The 14,243-nt window shown below is 53.9% G+C and carries 15 protein-coding genes and 2 tRNA genes; 2 read left to right on the top strand and 15 right to left on the bottom strand.

The genetic code is table 11. The features are described from left to right. Positions 1 to 311 precede the first annotated feature (311 nt). Together ACLJPQ_RS06060 and ACLJPQ_RS06055 are read right to left on the bottom strand one after the other, a co-directional pair. Positions 312 to 387 (bottom strand) — tRNA-Asn (locus ACLJPQ_RS06060). 140 nt (positions 388 to 527) lie between these two features. Next, positions 528 to 1,985: an EmmdR/YeeO family multidrug/toxin efflux MATE transporter gene (locus tag ACLJPQ_RS06055; RefSeq protein ID WP_001538409.1), complete on the bottom strand. Its 1,458-nt coding sequence runs from the start codon at positions 1,983 to 1,985 to the stop codon at positions 528 to 530. Positions 1,986 to 2,144: 159 nt separating this feature from the next. On the opposite strand from ACLJPQ_RS06055, the gene ACLJPQ_RS06050 reads away from it, so the two are divergent. Both ACLJPQ_RS06050 and ACLJPQ_RS06045 read left to right on the top strand, forming a co-directional pair. Beyond that, positions 2,145 to 2,220, top strand: a tRNA-Asn gene (locus ACLJPQ_RS06050). 165 nt (positions 2,221 to 2,385) lie between these two features. Then, positions 2,386 to 2,688 (top strand): Arm DNA-binding domain-containing protein, encoded by a 303-nt coding sequence (locus ACLJPQ_RS06045; RefSeq protein ID WP_080184632.1) that lies wholly within the window; start codon positions 2,386 to 2,388, stop codon positions 2,686 to 2,688. 18 nt (positions 2,689 to 2,706) lie between these two features. Here the strand turns inward: ACLJPQ_RS06045 and arsB are convergent, their stop codons facing one another. The 13 genes from arsB to ACLJPQ_RS05980 form a co-directional block, all read right to left on the bottom strand. After that, positions 2,707 to 3,756 (bottom strand): ACR3 family arsenite efflux transporter, encoded by a 1,050-nt coding sequence (gene arsB, locus ACLJPQ_RS06040; RefSeq protein WP_076932914.1) that lies wholly within the window; start codon positions 3,754 to 3,756, stop codon positions 2,707 to 2,709. Between the two features lie 17 nt (positions 3,757 to 3,773). Then, positions 3,774 to 5,534 (bottom strand): arsenical pump-driving ATPase, encoded by a 1,761-nt coding sequence (gene arsA, locus ACLJPQ_RS06035; protein ID WP_080184633.1) that lies wholly within the window; start codon positions 5,532 to 5,534, stop codon positions 3,774 to 3,776. A gap of 43 nt (positions 5,535 to 5,577) precedes the next feature. After that, positions 5,578 to 5,940, bottom strand: a complete 363-nt coding sequence (gene arsD / locus ACLJPQ_RS06030) for an arsenite efflux transporter metallochaperone ArsD (RefSeq protein WP_000849418.1) — start codon at positions 5,938 to 5,940, stop codon at positions 5,578 to 5,580. A 33-nt stretch (positions 5,941 to 5,973) separates the two neighbouring features. Beyond that, positions 5,974 to 6,450 (bottom strand): arsenate reductase ArsC, encoded by a 477-nt coding sequence (locus tag ACLJPQ_RS06025; protein ID WP_001101541.1) that lies wholly within the window; start codon positions 6,448 to 6,450, stop codon positions 5,974 to 5,976. Further along, on the bottom strand, positions 6,447 to 6,821 hold the full coding sequence (locus ACLJPQ_RS06020) for an ArsR/SmtB family transcription factor (RefSeq protein WP_001041817.1): 375 nt from the start codon (positions 6,819 to 6,821) through the stop codon (positions 6,447 to 6,449). Before ACLJPQ_RS06020 ends, ACLJPQ_RS06025 begins: the two co-directional genes overlap by 4 nt. A 748-nt stretch (positions 6,822 to 7,569) precedes the next feature. Then, positions 7,570 to 8,499 carry a L,D-transpeptidase gene (gene ldtA, locus ACLJPQ_RS06015; protein WP_001252817.1) on the bottom strand — a complete coding sequence of 310 codons (930 nt, stop codon included), beginning with the start codon at positions 8,497 to 8,499 and terminating at the stop codon, positions 7,570 to 7,572. Between the two features lie 77 nt (positions 8,500 to 8,576). After that, positions 8,577 to 9,647 (bottom strand): nicotinate-nucleotide--dimethylbenzimidazole phosphoribosyltransferase, encoded by a 1,071-nt coding sequence (gene cobT / locus ACLJPQ_RS06010; protein ID WP_001649922.1) that lies wholly within the window; start codon positions 9,645 to 9,647, stop codon positions 8,577 to 8,579. A gap of 26 nt (positions 9,648 to 9,673) precedes the next feature. Next, on the bottom strand, positions 9,674 to 10,417 hold the full coding sequence (gene cobS, locus ACLJPQ_RS06005; protein ID WP_023224568.1) for an adenosylcobinamide-GDP ribazoletransferase: 744 nt from the start codon (positions 10,415 to 10,417) through the stop codon (positions 9,674 to 9,676). Further along, positions 10,414 to 10,959 carry a bifunctional adenosylcobinamide kinase/adenosylcobinamide-phosphate guanylyltransferase gene (gene cobU / locus ACLJPQ_RS06000; RefSeq protein WP_000973193.1) on the bottom strand — a complete coding sequence of 182 codons (546 nt, stop codon included), beginning with the start codon at positions 10,957 to 10,959 and terminating at the stop codon, positions 10,414 to 10,416. The genes cobS and cobU overlap by 4 nt, the downstream gene beginning before the upstream one ends. Further along, complete coding sequence (locus ACLJPQ_RS05995) at positions 10,956 to 12,476, bottom strand: cobyric acid synthase (protein ID WP_080184634.1); 1,521 nt, start codon at positions 12,474 to 12,476, stop codon at positions 10,956 to 10,958. The genes cobU and ACLJPQ_RS05995 overlap by 4 nt, the downstream gene beginning before the upstream one ends. Then, on the bottom strand, positions 12,473 to 13,288 hold the full coding sequence (locus ACLJPQ_RS05990; protein ID WP_023216057.1) for an energy-coupling factor ABC transporter ATP-binding protein: 816 nt from the start codon (positions 13,286 to 13,288) through the stop codon (positions 12,473 to 12,475). The genes ACLJPQ_RS05995 and ACLJPQ_RS05990 overlap by 4 nt, the downstream gene beginning before the upstream one ends. Positions 13,289 to 13,296: 8 nt before the next feature. Beyond that, positions 13,297 to 13,974, bottom strand: a complete 678-nt coding sequence (locus ACLJPQ_RS05985) for an energy-coupling factor ABC transporter transmembrane protein (RefSeq protein ID WP_000147125.1) — start codon at positions 13,972 to 13,974, stop codon at positions 13,297 to 13,299. Beyond that, positions 13,961 to 14,242, bottom strand: coding sequence for an energy-coupling factor ABC transporter substrate-binding protein (locus ACLJPQ_RS05980; protein WP_000753212.1), 282 nt, complete (start codon positions 14,240 to 14,242; stop codon positions 13,961 to 13,963). Before ACLJPQ_RS05980 ends, ACLJPQ_RS05985 begins: the two co-directional genes overlap by 14 nt. Position 14,243: the final 1 nt, after the last annotated feature.

Genomic DNA, 14,243 nt, shown 5'->3' with positions numbered 1-14,243 from the left:
TCAGATGAAAGAGACAGTCGCGATTCCCACCAGGGGCATCACCTGGCAAGCTTGTGTGATCGCTCCGTTTGAACCGAACGCATCTATATGTCAGCATACTGATACGGGTTTGATCTTGCGGATAGCGGTATCGGTTAATGCCATACGTGGGGGCTCCATTTTTCCAACGAACCGTGAGGCCCCCGATTAAGCCCCCAAAAACCATGGATGTCAAAAAACCCGGTAAACCTTCTCAGGTCAACCGGGTAAAGATAAGTTCTTGTTTTTTTTAAACGTCTCCGGACTCACCAGGATATCCCGAAACTAAAATCTGGCTCCTCTGACTGGACTCGAACCAGTGACATACGGATTAACAGTCCGCCGTTCTACCGACTGAACTACAGAGGAATCGTGTGAACGGGGCGAATATTAACGAGGTGCCCCTGGCTTGTCAAAGCCTGTTTTCACAAAAAAAGTTCGTTTGCTGCTTTATTCCACACTTCGGTTAAAATTCACCGTTTCCTGATGATTTTCACAGCAAAAAGCGCTTACTCCCTCTTTACGCGCGGGTATCTCCACAGCCAGCGCCCGCTTACCAGACGCCAGTAAAACAGCGCGCCGCGCACGGCCCAGTCAAGAAACATCCCCAGCCAAACCCCTACAACCCCCATACCCAGCACAATACCAAGCGTATACCCTGCCACAACGCGACAGCCCCACATCCCCAGCATCGATACCCACATCGCAAATCGCACATCGCGCGCGCCTTTAAAACCCGACGGCAGCACCCACGCGGCCGCCCAAATTGGCATAAAGGCAGCATTAAGCCAGAGCAGAACTTTCACTACCTCTTTTACGTCCTGCTCCTGGGTATAAAATGAGGCAAACAGACCCGCGAACGGCGCCGTCCCCCAGGCAATTGCCGTAAGTACGATAGTCGACATCCAGAATACATGGCGCAATTGACGCTCTGCCTGACCAATTTGTCCGGTACCAAGACGCTTACCGGTGATAATAGTCGACGCCGAACCAAGGGCGTTACCCGGCAGGTTGATAAGCGCCGCCACGGAAAAGGCAATAAAGTTACCCGCGATAACGTTAGTGCCCATTCCGGCGACAAACATTTGCGTCAGTAGTTTGCCACCGTTGAACAGCACTGATTCAATGCTCGCCGGAATACCGATACCCATCACTTCCCAGATAATGCCGAAATTCAGCGGCTTCAGATAGCTTTTCAGCGGAATGCGCAGCGCCGGATTAAAACCAATCATCAGCACCCAAATAATCGCTACCGCGCCGATGTAGCGCGAAATGGTTAATCCCAGCCCCGCGCCGGCAAAACCCAGCCCTTGCCAGGAGAAAGCCCCGTAAATCAGGATGCTGCTGATGATAATATTGAGAATGTTCATCCCGCCGTTAATCATCAACGGGATTTTCGTATTCCCTGCCCCACGCAGCGCGCCGCTACCGATTAGCGCAATTGCCGCAGCCGGATAACTCAGCACCGTCAGTTCAAGGTACGTTAACGCCAGCCCCTTTACTTCTGGCGTCGCCTCGCCTGCGACAATATTAATAATTTCACTGCCGAAATAATGAATGACCACTGCCAGCACAACGGCAAATAGCGTCATAATCACCAGCGACTGGCGCGCCGCCGCCCTTGCCCGTCGCCTGTCGCGCTTGCCCAGGCTAAAGGCAACCACCACCGTAGTACCAAGATCGATAGCCGCAAAAAAAGCCATAATTACCATATTAAAACTGTCGGCAAGCCCCACGCCCGCCATTGCTTCCTTGCCCAGCCAACTGACGAGAAAAGTACTGAGCACGCCCATTAGCAAAACACAGGTATTTTCCAGAAAAATGGGGATAGCAAGTGGGGTGATTTCACGCCAGAACAACACTTTGTAGCTCTTGCGTTTGGCATACCAGGGCGTACGGACGACAGCCTGGCGTAAGGCAGTGGAGACGTTCAAAATGGACCTTAAAGAAGAGAGTTGAAACCACATTTCAATAATGAGCGAGAAATCGTAAGGCTGCAAAGCTTTTTGCAGAAAAAATGTCTGCAAATGCAACAAAGTGATGAGATAACCCGCAATCGAATCTGTAAGAGGTTAAATGGGGTTTGACAAAAATTTTTCCGCCGCTAATATACGACCCCACACGATTCCTCTGTAGTTCAGTCGGTAGAACGGCGGACTGTTAATCCGTATGTCACTGGTTCGAGTCCAGTCAGAGGAGCCAGATTTTAGTTTCGGGACATCCTGGTGAGTCCGGAGACGTTGAAAAAAACAAGAACTTATCTTTACCCGGTTAACCTGATAAGGTTTGCCGGGTTTTTTGACACCCATAGTTTTTGGGGACTTAATCGGGGGCCTCACGGTTCGTTGAGAAATGGAGCCCCCGCCGATGGCATTAACCGATACCGCTATCCGCAAGATCAAACCCACCGAGAAATCCTTCAAAATTACCGATAGTTCAGGATTCTACCTGCTGATCAAACCCAACGGCTCGAAACTCTGGTACATGAAGTACCGCATTGACGGGAAAGAGAAGAAGCTGGCTTTTGGCCCCTATGCGGTGAAAAAACAGTTAATCAGGTCGAACCCTGCGCAAAATCTGGATGGTGAGTTCACGCCGCCTGAAACACAGCATTACCCGGCCCTGCCCCTTGAGAAACTGCCTGAATGTTTGTCGCGAACGGATAATTAGAGAGGGATAATATCTCCGCTAAGCTCTCTCATACCACCCTTTCGAACGATTCACCACCCGCACAACCAGCAGCATCACCGGCACCTCAATGAGCACCCCAACCACGGTCGCCAGCGCCGCACCGGAATGAAAACCAAACAGGCTGATTGCCGCTGCGACAGCCAGTTCAAAGAAGTTCGATGCGCCGATCAGGCTGGATGGACAGGCAATATTGTGCTTTTCGCCCACCAGTCGATTCAACCCATAGGCCAGTGCCGAGTTAAACAGCACCTGAATCAGAATCGGCACCGCCAGCAGGGCAATGACCAGCGGCTGTTGCAGAATGGCTTCGCCCTGAAACGCAAACAGTAACACCAGCGTTGCCAGTAATGCCGCCATTGACCACGGGCCGATTTTCGTCAGCGCATTATCGAATGCCGCTTGCCCCTTGCGTAGCAGGGCCTTACGCCAGAGCTGAGCCAGAATAACCGGCACAATGATGTACAGTACCACGGAGGTTAACAGGGTGGCCCACGGTACGATGATTGAGGACAAACCGAGCAGCAGCCCAACAATCGGCGCAAAGGCGAATATCATGATGGCATCGTTCAGCGCCACCTGCGACAGCGTGAAATAAGGGTCGCCGTTGGTGAGTCGGCTCCAGACAAACACCATTGCCGTACAGGGCGCGGCGGCCAGCAGAATAAGCCCGGCGATGTAGCTGTCAAGCTGATCGGCTGGCAGCCACGGCGCGAATAAATAACGGATAAACAGCCAGCCGAGCAGCGCCATTGAGAATGGTTTAACCAGCCAGTTGATAAACAACGTTACGCCGATCCCGCGCCAGTGCGCTTTGACCTGACCCAGCGCCCCGAAATCAATGCGCAGCAGCATAGGAATAATCATTACCCAGATAAGTAAACCGACCGGCAAATTAACGCGGGCGATCTCCAGACCGCCGATAACGCGAAAGACGCCCGGCATTACCTGCCCGAGCAGAATACCGATGGCGATGCAGAGCGCAACCCAGACGCTCAGGTAACGTTCAAACAGGTTCATGGCCGGAGCGGCCTGGGTTTGTGCGGACATGTCAGGCTCCTTTGGGTTTATTTTCCCGTTGTGCTCAGTTGTAGTAAACGCTCAACGCCGACAGGCTCTTCCGCCTGTAGCGGCACCAGCGCACAGCGTCGGGCATGGTGGGTACAGACGGCATCAATCTGCGACCGTTCGCGTTCGGCACGCTGGCGCAGCAGCGGCGATGTAGTCGGCGTATTGATCAGGCTGTTATTAATGACCCAGCCCCACGGTTCAATCCCCGCGCGACGCAGGTCGTCCTGCAAATGAGCGGCTTCCAGCACCGGGGTGGTTTCCGCCAGCGTGGCGATGAGAACTTTCGTCTGCTCGCTGTCCTGCAGGCGCATCATGGGCGTCAGTACGGGCTGACCGTGTTCCCCGGCCAGTCGGGCAATCTCACGGTGGTAAGCGCCGGTGGCGTCAAGCAGTAGCAATGTATGGCCGGTTGGCGCTGTATCCATAACGACAAACTGCTTACCCGCTTCCTGAATGATGCGTGAAAAAGCCTGAAACACGGCAATTTCTTCCGTACAGGGAGAACGCAGATCTTCTTCAAGAACGGCACGCCCCTGTTCGTCGAGGTTTTTACCCTGCTCAGCCATCACCTGCTGCCGGTAACGCTCGGTTTCAGCCTGCGGGTCGATACGGCTGACGCTCAGACCGTCGAATGAGCCGTCCAGCGTGTCAGTCAGGTGCGCCGCCGGATCGGATGTGGACAGGTGAACAGGATAGCCGCGACGAGCCAGTTCAACGGCAATCGCCGCTGCCAGCGTAGTTTTCCCCACGCCGCCTTTGCCCATCAGCATGATCAGGCCATGTCCCTGCGACGCGAATCCGTCGATCAGTGATGACAACGAAGGAAGATCTACGGGGGAGATATCTCCGACTTCCGCCGGGGTGCCAGTTGAACTGTCGTCCAGCAGACCCCGTAATGCCGCCAGCCCCACCATATTGAACGGTTTTAACGGCAGGCGATCGCAGGGCAATGCGCGCAGGTTATCAGGTAAATGTTGCAGCGCCTGTTGTTCACGCTGATACAGTGCCTGCGCCAGCTTATCGCGAGCGGTTTCCTGCTCAGGCAACAGGCCGTTAATGACCAGATACTGCTGCGTCAGACCAATGGCGGCCAGTTCGTCATAGGTACGCGATACTTCTTTCAGCGTTGCGGTTTGCGCTCTGGCGACCAGCACCATCCGCGTCAGTTCCGCATTCGCCAGTGCGTCTACGGCGGCGCGATACTGGCTGCGCTGTTTTTCCAGCCCGGCCAGCGGTCCGAGACAGGACGCACCGTGCTGGCTGTTGTCGAGATAACCGCTCCACGCGCCGGGCAGTTGCAGCATTCGTAGCGTATGCCCGGTTGGCGCGGTGTCGAACACAATATGATCGTACTCATCGCGCAGTTGCTGATTAGTCAGCAGCGCGGTGAATTCGTCAAAGGCGGCAATCTCGGTGGTACAGGCACCGGAGAGCTGTTCCTCAATACCCGCCACGATATCGTCTGGCAGGATCCCCCGTACCGGCCCGACAATGCGTTCACGGTATGCCGCTGCGGCAGCAGATGGATCGACTTCCAGCGCGGACAGTCTGTTAACCGCTACAACCGAGGTTATCTGATGGCCGATGGTCTGTTCAAACACCTGCGCGACATTGGAAGCCGGATCGGTGCTGACCAACAGTACACGTTTGCCAGAGGCGGTCAGATGAATCGCGGTAGCGCAGGCCAGCGATGTTTTACCCACACCGCCTTTACCGGTAAAAAACAAAAAGGGGGGCACCTGCCGAAGCATCAGCATAAAAAAGACTCCTTTAAATTAAATAAAGCGGGAAATCAGTCCATCAGCAGCACTTATCGCCGCCGCAACAGGAGGAAGTCGCTGGCGTAAAACTCGAATAGACGGTAAGCCCCATCCAGCGCGCCAGTTCCTCTCTGCGAGGGTAACGACCAGCCAGTGCGACTTCACCATCCACCAGAATCAGCGGTAGCGCCTCTTTGCCGGAACGGGCCAGAAAGCCTTTAACGATTTCGTTCTGTGCGAAGAGCAATGGTTGCTGCGCCAGATTGAAACGCTCAATATTGACGCCCTGCGTTCTGGCCCACTCAAAATCAGCGGCAAACGCGACCAGCGCCGGATCGGTTTCCGGGCCACAGACGCCGGAAGAACAGCATAAAGCGGGATCGAAAATCTGAATCGTCTTCATTTGACTCTCCATCAATTATTGAAATACAGGTCGTTAAAAAATTTCGCCAATACGATCCAGTTCGACTTTCAGACGAGCGCGATCGTGCAGCAATTCATTCAGCGGCAGCGCCAGAAAAGCTTCAATACGCGCACGTAATGTCTGGTAAGCAGTGACAAAAGCCGCATCGATTTCGGCATCGCTACCGGTAGCATGAGCCGGATCGTCAACGCCCCAATGGGTACGCATCACGTTACCGAGCCAGGCCGGACAGGTTTCTCCGGCAGCGTTTGAACAGACTGTCACGACAGTATCCGGCGTCTGCGGCAGATCGTTCCACGATTTGCTGAAATAGCCTTCTGTTGAAATGCCTTCCCGCGCCAACAACGCCAGTGCTCGGGGATGTACGTAACCCGCCGGGTGACTGCCTGCGCTCATGGCGCGCCATCCGGCTGGAGCCAGATGGTTAAACGTGGCTTCGGCCAGCACGGAACGGCAGGAGTTGCCGGTACAGAGAAAAAGTACGTTCATGATTTACTCTTTTTCGTGGTGTTGAGTGGTGGTAAAACGGCTTCTGAGCAGGAAGAAGCCGAACGAAAACCTGCGCATTGTTCCGGGTGGCCTGAACAACACTCCTCGGTCAGCCAGCCGATTAAATCCAGCATCAGTGGGATGTTGGCACGATAACGCTGGTAACGACCTTCCTGTTCTACCGTCAGCATCCCGGCCTGCGTCAACGCCTTTAAATGAAACGATAAGTTAGTCGGCGGGATATCCAGCGTTGAAGCGATCTCCCCGGCAACCATGCCCTCGGTACCCATTTTGATCAGTAGGCGATATACATCCAGACGCACGCCGGAGGAGAGGGATTCAAAGATGGTTGTGGCAGTTTGTTTGTTCATAATGTGGGGCGGCCCTCTATGATTCAATATTTCAATCATTATTGAATAATCGAATTAATTCAAGTATCCGTTAATAATATCTAGTGGAAATGGCAAGATAGGGGGAAATAATCCCACTTTTAAAATGTGATAAAAATCACATTCTTAGTGCATCATTACGATCGGGGCTTTTATAAGGGCCTTATTTTGAATTTAGAAAATAAATATTTTATTATTCAATGAGATAAAAAACGCACCCAGTCAGAGGAGCCAAATTCCTGTTTTCAGGCATCTCAGCATGTCTCAATAGTATTTTGATTCAGAGAGTTAGCGTAGAAAACTGTCTCAGTGCATATTGATTTATCTCTCCGCATCGGGACAAATTGGTGGTCTGCTTTGGGGTCATTTCAGTTAGATAAAGGAGTGATTACCATATGCCCCTTACTGACAGTAAAATCCGCGCTACTAAACCTTCACCAACTCCCTTTAAACTGACCGCTTCTCACAGTCTGTTTCTGCTTATCAATCCGGGCGGTTCATGCCTCTGGTATCTCAAATATCATTTCGACCGAAAAGAATACTCGGCGCGGTGGATAAGAGAGCCTTGCAGACGCATATGAAAAACCTCCGGCGATGCCGGAGAAAAGATTTATGACTTTGAGCTTAATCGGAGGGCTCGCGGTTCGTTGAGAAAATGAAGCCCCTGCCATGACACTCACTACTAATACAGATGTTCCAGCCCATGAAAACCAGCAATGTGGCAGGATATTTAAAGGCCAGACCTGCCCGCGCTAATGTTGACCGGCATTCCGGAACGGCGCTCCAGCACCTCATTAACCCGCGAAGTATCAACGTCGTCCCCTTTGATAAACGTGCGCAGCACTGGCGTAACGGGCAATGGAACTTTTTTGTCTGACTCAAATTCAGCACGGTTACGAGAAAGCGGTTCGTGTACCTCCAGCCAACGACTTCCATCCGGCTCTACCGAAAATTTAACGGGCCTGTCGATAATCTGAACGCGGGTTCCTACAGGAACATGGTCGAATAAATATTTAATATCGTCATTGCGTAAACGGATACAGCCCTGACTGACGCGAAGGCCAATGCCAAAGTTAGCATTAGTGCCATGGATGGCATATAACCTGCCGATATATATTGCGTATAGCCCCATAGGGTTATCCGGCCCCGCAGGCACCATCGCGGGCAGCGTTTTTCCCTCTTTAGCATATTCCCGACGCGTATTAGCCGTTGGCACCCAAACCGGGCCATCTTGTTTGCGTTCAACCGCAGTTACCCAGTTGCGCGGCGTTTCACGGCCAGCCTGACCAATACCAATGGGTAGCACCTCAACCGTATTCGTGCCTGCGGGATAATAATAAAGGCGCATCTCGGCGACGTTTACCACAATACCTTCACGAACGGTGTCAGGCAGAATCAACTGCTGCGGCACTACCAGTGTGGAACCAGACTGAGGTAAAAACACATCCACGCCGGGATTCGCTTCAAGCATATTACTCAGCCCCTGACCGTAGCGGGCGGCAAATGACTCTAAGGGCTGAGTATTGTTCTGTGGTACAGCGATTGTGACAGGCTGTCCTACCAGACGACTGCCTTCGGGCGGCAACGGATAGCTTATAGCCAGCGAGAAATGGCTTACCAACAAGACGAAAAACGGAAAAAAAGGTGTGATACGACGCATTATATCCCTTCCTTTGTCGCGGCAGGTGTGCGTTAAGTATAGCTTTTTTCTCACATGGCTGGTGTTGTGCGCCCGGGTTATGTTGCGTTTGCGTTCCCCTCCGGCAGGACAATATTACTGGCCGCTAACTCCCCCATATTGTGGAACATGGCGCACGCGGCTTCCACGATCGGCATCGCCAGCGCCGCGCCGCTTCCTTCACCTAACCGCATCGCCATATGCAAATAGGGTTCCATAGACAAATGCGCGAGCGCGATGCGGGCACCCTTTTCCGCCGAAAAGTGCGACGGGATCAGATAAGGTCTCACCGCAGGCGCAATCTGACAGGCCGCCAGCGCTGCCGAGTAGGAAAGAAAGCCATCCAGCAATACGGGTAAGCCACACCTTGCCGCGCCAAGCATCACGCCGGTCATCCCGACCAGATCGAAACCACCCACCTTCGACAACACATCAATGCCATCGCGCGGATTGGGCTGATTAATCGCAATCGCCCGCCGCACGACGTCCACTTTATTATCGATGCGGGAAGGCGGAAGATTCGCGCCAATCCCCACCACCTCTTTTGCATCACTTCCTGTAAAAACGCTGACCATCGCGGCGGCTGGCGTAGTGTTCGCCATTCCCAGCTCCCCTACGCCAAATAAGGTCACGCCGCGTTGCGCCAGGTCGCAGGTGTAGCGGGAAACCTCCAGCAAAAGCGCCTCAGCCTGCGAGCGACTCATCGCCGGGCCAACGGCAATATTTCCGCAGCCGCGCGCGACGCGCATATTAACTACGCCAGGAATAGGTTCAGCATCAATACCAACATCAATGACATGCACCTTCGCACCGGCCTGAGCGGCAAGCACGCATACGCCGGTTGTTCCCCGCGTCATATTCGCCGCCTGAATCGCCGTCACGATTTTGGGCGAAACCGCTACGCCTTCATCCCAGACGCCATGGTCGGCGCACATCACCAGCACCGCCTTTTCACCTACCTGCGGCGTACCGTTAAGACCCGGCATTCCCGCGAGCTGAACGGCTAAGGTTTCCAGTCTGCCCAGGCTGCCCGGCGGTTTGAGCAGGCCGTCAATATGTTGCTGCGCACGCGCCATCGCCTCGGCGTCCGGCGCAGGAATGTCACGGAGTAAAGCGTGTAGTGTCTGCATAAGATGTCTCGTCCGTAATAATCGGCTCATAACAGAGCCAGCAGAAAGATCAATTCGCCAAGTTCGATCGCCGCGCCCAGCGTATCGCCGGTTTGACCGCCAAGCGTACGTTTAAGCAACTGGCCAAGGATGAAAATCGCCGCGCATGTGACCACCATTGCGGCCAGTCCTTGCATACCAGGCAGTAATACCGTGGCGACGATTACCGCCAATCCCAGAGTAATGCAGGTTTGCCGTCCGCTGACTTTACCGATAAATACATTGCCAAGCCCCTCTTCACGGGCGTAGCGATGACGGTACATCAATAAAACGGCGCTGCCGCGCCCAGCCGCACAGGCCGCTGCCAGCGCCGCCAACATTGGCGTTCCACGTAACGCCAGTTCGCTGACCACCAGAATTTTTGCCAGTAGCACAAAAATAAGCGCCAGCCCGCCATGGGTTCCCAGACGACTATCGCGCATAATCTCCAGCATTCGCTCACGGCGGCGCGCGGAAAAAATACCATCGCAGGTATCGGCCAACCCATCCAGGTGAAAACCACCGGTCAGCAGCGCCAGCGCCAGAATACAGAACAACGCCGCTAGCGGAATACCGCACCAGGATTGCAGGAGGATGAAAATCAGGCCGCTTACGCCCCCCAGAATCAACCCGATAAAGGGAAACATCACGATCCCACGCGAATACTGCTCGAAATCCAGTCCCTGCGACCAGCGTGACGGCACGGGCAAGCGGCTAATAAAAGCGAGCATGGCCCAAAACAGCTTACTCATTTAATTTTGACTCCAATACCTGAGACTACCAGCCAGACCTCATCCGCCGCTGCCGCCAGTCGTTGGTTGACCCGACCGGCAATATCACGAAAATGGCGCGCCAGACGGTTTTCCGGGACGATCCCCATTCCCACCTCATTTGTCACCAGTACCACTTTCGCCGGGCAGCGCTGGCAGGCTGCAATTAAAATCTGAATTTCATCGTCAATGGCGCGCTCCATCGCCGCATAATCCCACTGTTCGGGATCGTTTTCGCCTCCCAGCGCAAACAGCAGATTCGTCACCATGGTGGTAATACATTCCAGCAAAATCGCGTCGTCAGGGGCAAGATCCGCGGTAATCAACGTATCAAGATGCCGCCAGCATTCTGCGGTCCGCCAGTGTGCCGGCCTGCCATCTTTATGATGCTGAATTCTCGCCGCCATCTCGTCATCAAGAATCTGCGAGGTGGCGATATACAGTACCTGCGGCGCATCGCCAATTAAGGTTTCAGCATGACGGCTTTTACCACTACGCGCCCCGCCCGTCACCAGAATCATCATACCGGCTCCTGATGTTGTTGCATGATGCTATAAATTTTATCAATATCAATATGTTGCCGCATCGCTTCCGCCAGCAGATCAAATTGCCGCGCTTTATGATCCGCATAACAAAAAGTCGTTTCCCACGGCGCAAACCCTTTTCGCGCCCGTAACCCATTGACCACCGCACGGGTAAACGCATCGCTGTCAAACAGGCCATGAAGGTAAGTGCCAAACGCCAGTCCGTCGGCGGTGACCGCGCCATCCGCCACAGAGCATCCATTTTTCTGTAACGTCATGGCCGTACAGCATCCTTCCTGCAGCACCGTTTCCCCCATGTGAATTTCATAACCGCGAACCGGTAGCCCCGCCGCGGCAGCCAGCCAGCCGGGCAACTCGCCTGACATTGTCGCGTTAACCTGCGTCGTGGTTTTATCCTGTGCAAAGCGAGTGATCGTATTAAGCAGCCCCAGACCCGGCTGCGTACCCAGCCCCGACTCCACCTCATCCACAATGGTGTCGCCCAGCATCTGGTAGCCGCCGCAAATTCCCATCACCGGCACGCCCTGCCGATGTGTCTGCAATACCGCATCCGCCATCCCGCTTTCGCGCAGCCAGGCGAGGTCGCTCAGCGTATTCTTACTGCCCGGCAGGATCACCAGATCAGCGTCAGTCAACACTTCCGGGCGGCGAATATAGCGTATGCGCACATCCGGCTGCGCCGCCAGAGCGTTAAAATCCGTAAAGTTAGAAATATGTGGCAGTTGCACAATGGCAATAGTGATATCACGGGGGGCGTTACCGCGATATTTATCGTTTTGCAGCGCGACGCCATCTTCATCTTCCAGATCCACATCCAGCCATGGCATCACTCCCAGGATCGGGACGCCAGTAAGCGATTCGATTTGTTCGATACCGGAATAGAGTAGCGCCACGTCGCCGCGGAATTTGTTGATAATGACGCCCTTTACTCTGTCACGCTCCTGTTTATGCAGCAGCGCCAGCGTGCCATAAATAGCGGCGAATACGCCGCCCCGGTCGATATCCGCCACCAGAATAACCGGACACTGGGCCATTTCCGCCATTCCCATATTGACGATATCGCGATCGCGCAGATTGATTTCCGCCGGGCTTCCGGCGCCTTCCAGCACAATAACGTCATATTCCTGCGCCAGGCTGTTATAGACCGCAAGGATTTGCTCACGCAAACGCGGTTTATAGTCATGGTAACTCACCGCATCCATATTGGTCGCCACTTTCCCCATCAGCACGACCTGCGCCTGGCGATCGCTGGTCGGTTTGAGCAGCACCGGGTTCATACGCACATCTGGCGTGATCCCCGCGGCTTCCGCCTGAAAAATCTGCGCCCGCCCCATCTCTTTACCATCCGGCGTAATACCAGAATTAAGCGCCATATTTTGCGATTTAAACGGCGCGGTACGCAGACCATCCTGATAAAAAATGCGGCATAAACCCGCCGCCAGCACACTTTTGCCGACGTCGGATGCCGTCCCCTGCAACATAACTGCCTGCGTCATGACGCCTCCCTGAATGCGCACTTTCGCATTCGATGAAAAAACTCCGTTTCTGTTTTACACAGCGGCAGTCCCAGTTGAGTATGAAGTTTGACCAGCCAGGGCTGGGTTAGCCCCGCTTGTTCCATCGCTTCCGTACACGCGAAAACCTCGCCAGGCGCGCCATGCGTCAGGATCTGGCCCTGGCGTAACACGTATACGGCATCGCTAATTTCATAAATAAGATCGATATCATGGCTGGAGATAATGACATGATTTCCCTGCGCCACAATCCGCCTGATGATAGCAAGCATCTGAGTGCGCCCTGCGGGATCGAGACCAGCAGTGGGTTCATCCAGCAATAGATAGCGCGCCTGTAGCACCAGCGCTCCGGCGATAGCCACACGTTTTTTTTGCCCATGACTCAAACACTGAATGGGCTGATGGCGAAAATGTTGGGCGTCAACCAGCGTTAGCGCCTCGTCGACGCGGCGCGTGATTTCCGCCTCCGGCACCCCCAAATTACGTAAACTAAACGCAATGTCGCTATCGATATCAGTATAAAAAATCTGCTGTTCAGGGTCCTGAAAAACCGTCGCAACTTGCTGGCGCAGCGCCAGTAGTCCGCGCTTGCTGTAATCCAGCGGTTTTCCCTGCCACAACACGGCTCCTTTTTGCGGACGCAACAGGCCGCTCAGGTTCATAAAAAGCGTAGACTTCCCACAGCCGTTCGCGCCCACCAAACCGGTAACAGGCGAGAGCGAAAAATCCAGATTTAACCCTTTAAGTACCGGCTCATCCTGATATCGGAACCACAGGTCTGAAGTGGCAAGCATAATAGTCCTTACAGGTGAAAATCACCCTGATACAGTTTGATATCCAGCGTGGTGGTCATTTGCTGATAACGCATTAACACCCGCGTAAACAGGAGTCCAGTCAGCATTGCCAGAGATCGATAGCCGTTCGGCAGGCTGCAATAACCAAAACGCAGCGTTTGCGCGCGACGAATTGCCGCCGCCTCATCCAGAAGAATAAAGAGAAAGCGCCACGTTAACAGGATTTGCTCGGTAAGCAGGCGTGGAATATGCGCGCGCTTAAGCAAGCTAATTAACTGCGGAAACGGTAGGTTCATCACCAGCCACAACGTCGCGGACAGCGCCGTCAGGCTACGCCAGAACGTGTCATTCGCCGTGACCACGCCCGCACGGGTAATCCCGATCCAGTACGGCCCGACAGATATGCCAGCCAGCAGCATTTGCGGCTCGCGGCTGATGCTGAAGATAATCGTTATCACGCCGACCAACAAAAATCCAAAAGGTATCGCCATCCATCGACACCAGCGCCAGAGGGATATGCGCAATAGCCAACAGCTCAATCCGGCAATGATCAGCAGCTCAATGCCCTGCCCTACAGGCGGCAGAGCAAACGCCAGTATCATCATCGCCAGCCACAGCAAAAACTTGCGCTGCGGCGCAACGTGTGCCCAGCGGCTTTGATAGCTGAGTCGATCAAGCCCGGTCATCACGGCGTTGTTTACCTTTGCAATACCCCAGGATATAAAAAATCACCGCCGCGCCAAGAGAGCCCTGAAGGGTAAACAGCAGGCTTTCAATTTCACCGCTGGCAGGTTCATATAACGGCTGAAACCAGGGTTTATACTGCGGCGCAATAGCCTGAATCTGGCTTTCCGCTTCGCCGTCTGAACCGCCATATTCACCGCCATGGTTAATAAAAAACGGCAGAATCACCAGCGCCACCACCATCGCTAACAACATCAACGTTTTTTTCATT

The sequence above is a fragment of the Salmonella sp. SAL04213 genome (genome assembly GCF_046550535.1).
GTDB classification, from domain to species: Bacteria; Pseudomonadota; Gammaproteobacteria; order Enterobacterales; family Enterobacteriaceae; genus Salmonella; species Salmonella enterica.
The sequence above is the reverse complement of the archived record's forward strand: the minus strand, read 5'-3'. Positions and strand labels throughout refer to the sequence as shown.

Excerpts from the sequence above, each read along its gene's own strand:
- ACLJPQ_RS06055 (WP_001538409.1), bottom strand. The coding sequence starts at position 1,985 with ATGTGGTTTCAACTCTCTTCTTTAAGGTCCATTTTGAACGTCTCCACT.
- ACLJPQ_RS06045 (WP_080184632.1), top strand. The coding sequence starts at position 2,386 with ATGGCATTAACCGATACCGCTATCCGCAAGATCAAACCCACCGAGAAA.
- arsB (WP_076932914.1), bottom strand. The coding sequence starts at position 3,756 with ATGTCCGCACAAACCCAGGCCGCTCCGGCCATGAACCTGTTTGAACGT.
- arsA (WP_080184633.1), bottom strand. The coding sequence starts at position 5,534 with ATGCTGATGCTTCGGCAGGTGCCCCCCTTTTTGTTTTTTACCGGTAAA.
- arsD (WP_000849418.1), bottom strand. The coding sequence starts at position 5,940 with ATGAAGACGATTCAGATTTTCGATCCCGCTTTATGCTGTTCTTCCGGC.
- ACLJPQ_RS06025 (WP_001101541.1), bottom strand. The coding sequence starts at position 6,450 with ATGAACGTACTTTTTCTCTGTACCGGCAACTCCTGCCGTTCCGTGCTG.
- ACLJPQ_RS06020 (WP_001041817.1), bottom strand. The coding sequence starts at position 6,821 with ATGAACAAACAAACTGCCACAACCATCTTTGAATCCCTCTCCTCCGGC.
- ldtA (WP_001252817.1), bottom strand. The coding sequence starts at position 8,499 with ATGCGTCGTATCACACCTTTTTTTCCGTTTTTCGTCTTGTTGGTAAGC.
- cobT (WP_001649922.1), bottom strand. The coding sequence starts at position 9,647 with ATGCAGACACTACACGCTTTACTCCGTGACATTCCTGCGCCGGACGCC.
- cobS (WP_023224568.1), bottom strand. The coding sequence starts at position 10,417 with ATGAGTAAGCTGTTTTGGGCCATGCTCGCTTTTATTAGCCGCTTGCCC.
- cobU (WP_000973193.1), bottom strand. The coding sequence starts at position 10,959 with ATGATGATTCTGGTGACGGGCGGGGCGCGTAGTGGTAAAAGCCGTCAT.
- ACLJPQ_RS05995 (WP_080184634.1), bottom strand. The coding sequence starts at position 12,476 with ATGACGCAGGCAGTTATGTTGCAGGGGACGGCATCCGACGTCGGCAAA.
- ACLJPQ_RS05990 (WP_023216057.1), bottom strand. The coding sequence starts at position 13,288 with ATGCTTGCCACTTCAGACCTGTGGTTCCGATATCAGGATGAGCCGGTA.
- ACLJPQ_RS05985 (WP_000147125.1), bottom strand. The coding sequence starts at position 13,974 with ATGACCGGGCTTGATCGACTCAGCTATCAAAGCCGCTGGGCACACGTT.
- ACLJPQ_RS05980 (WP_000753212.1), bottom strand. The coding sequence starts at position 14,242 with ATGAAAAAAACGTTGATGTTGTTAGCGATGGTGGTGGCGCTGGTGATT.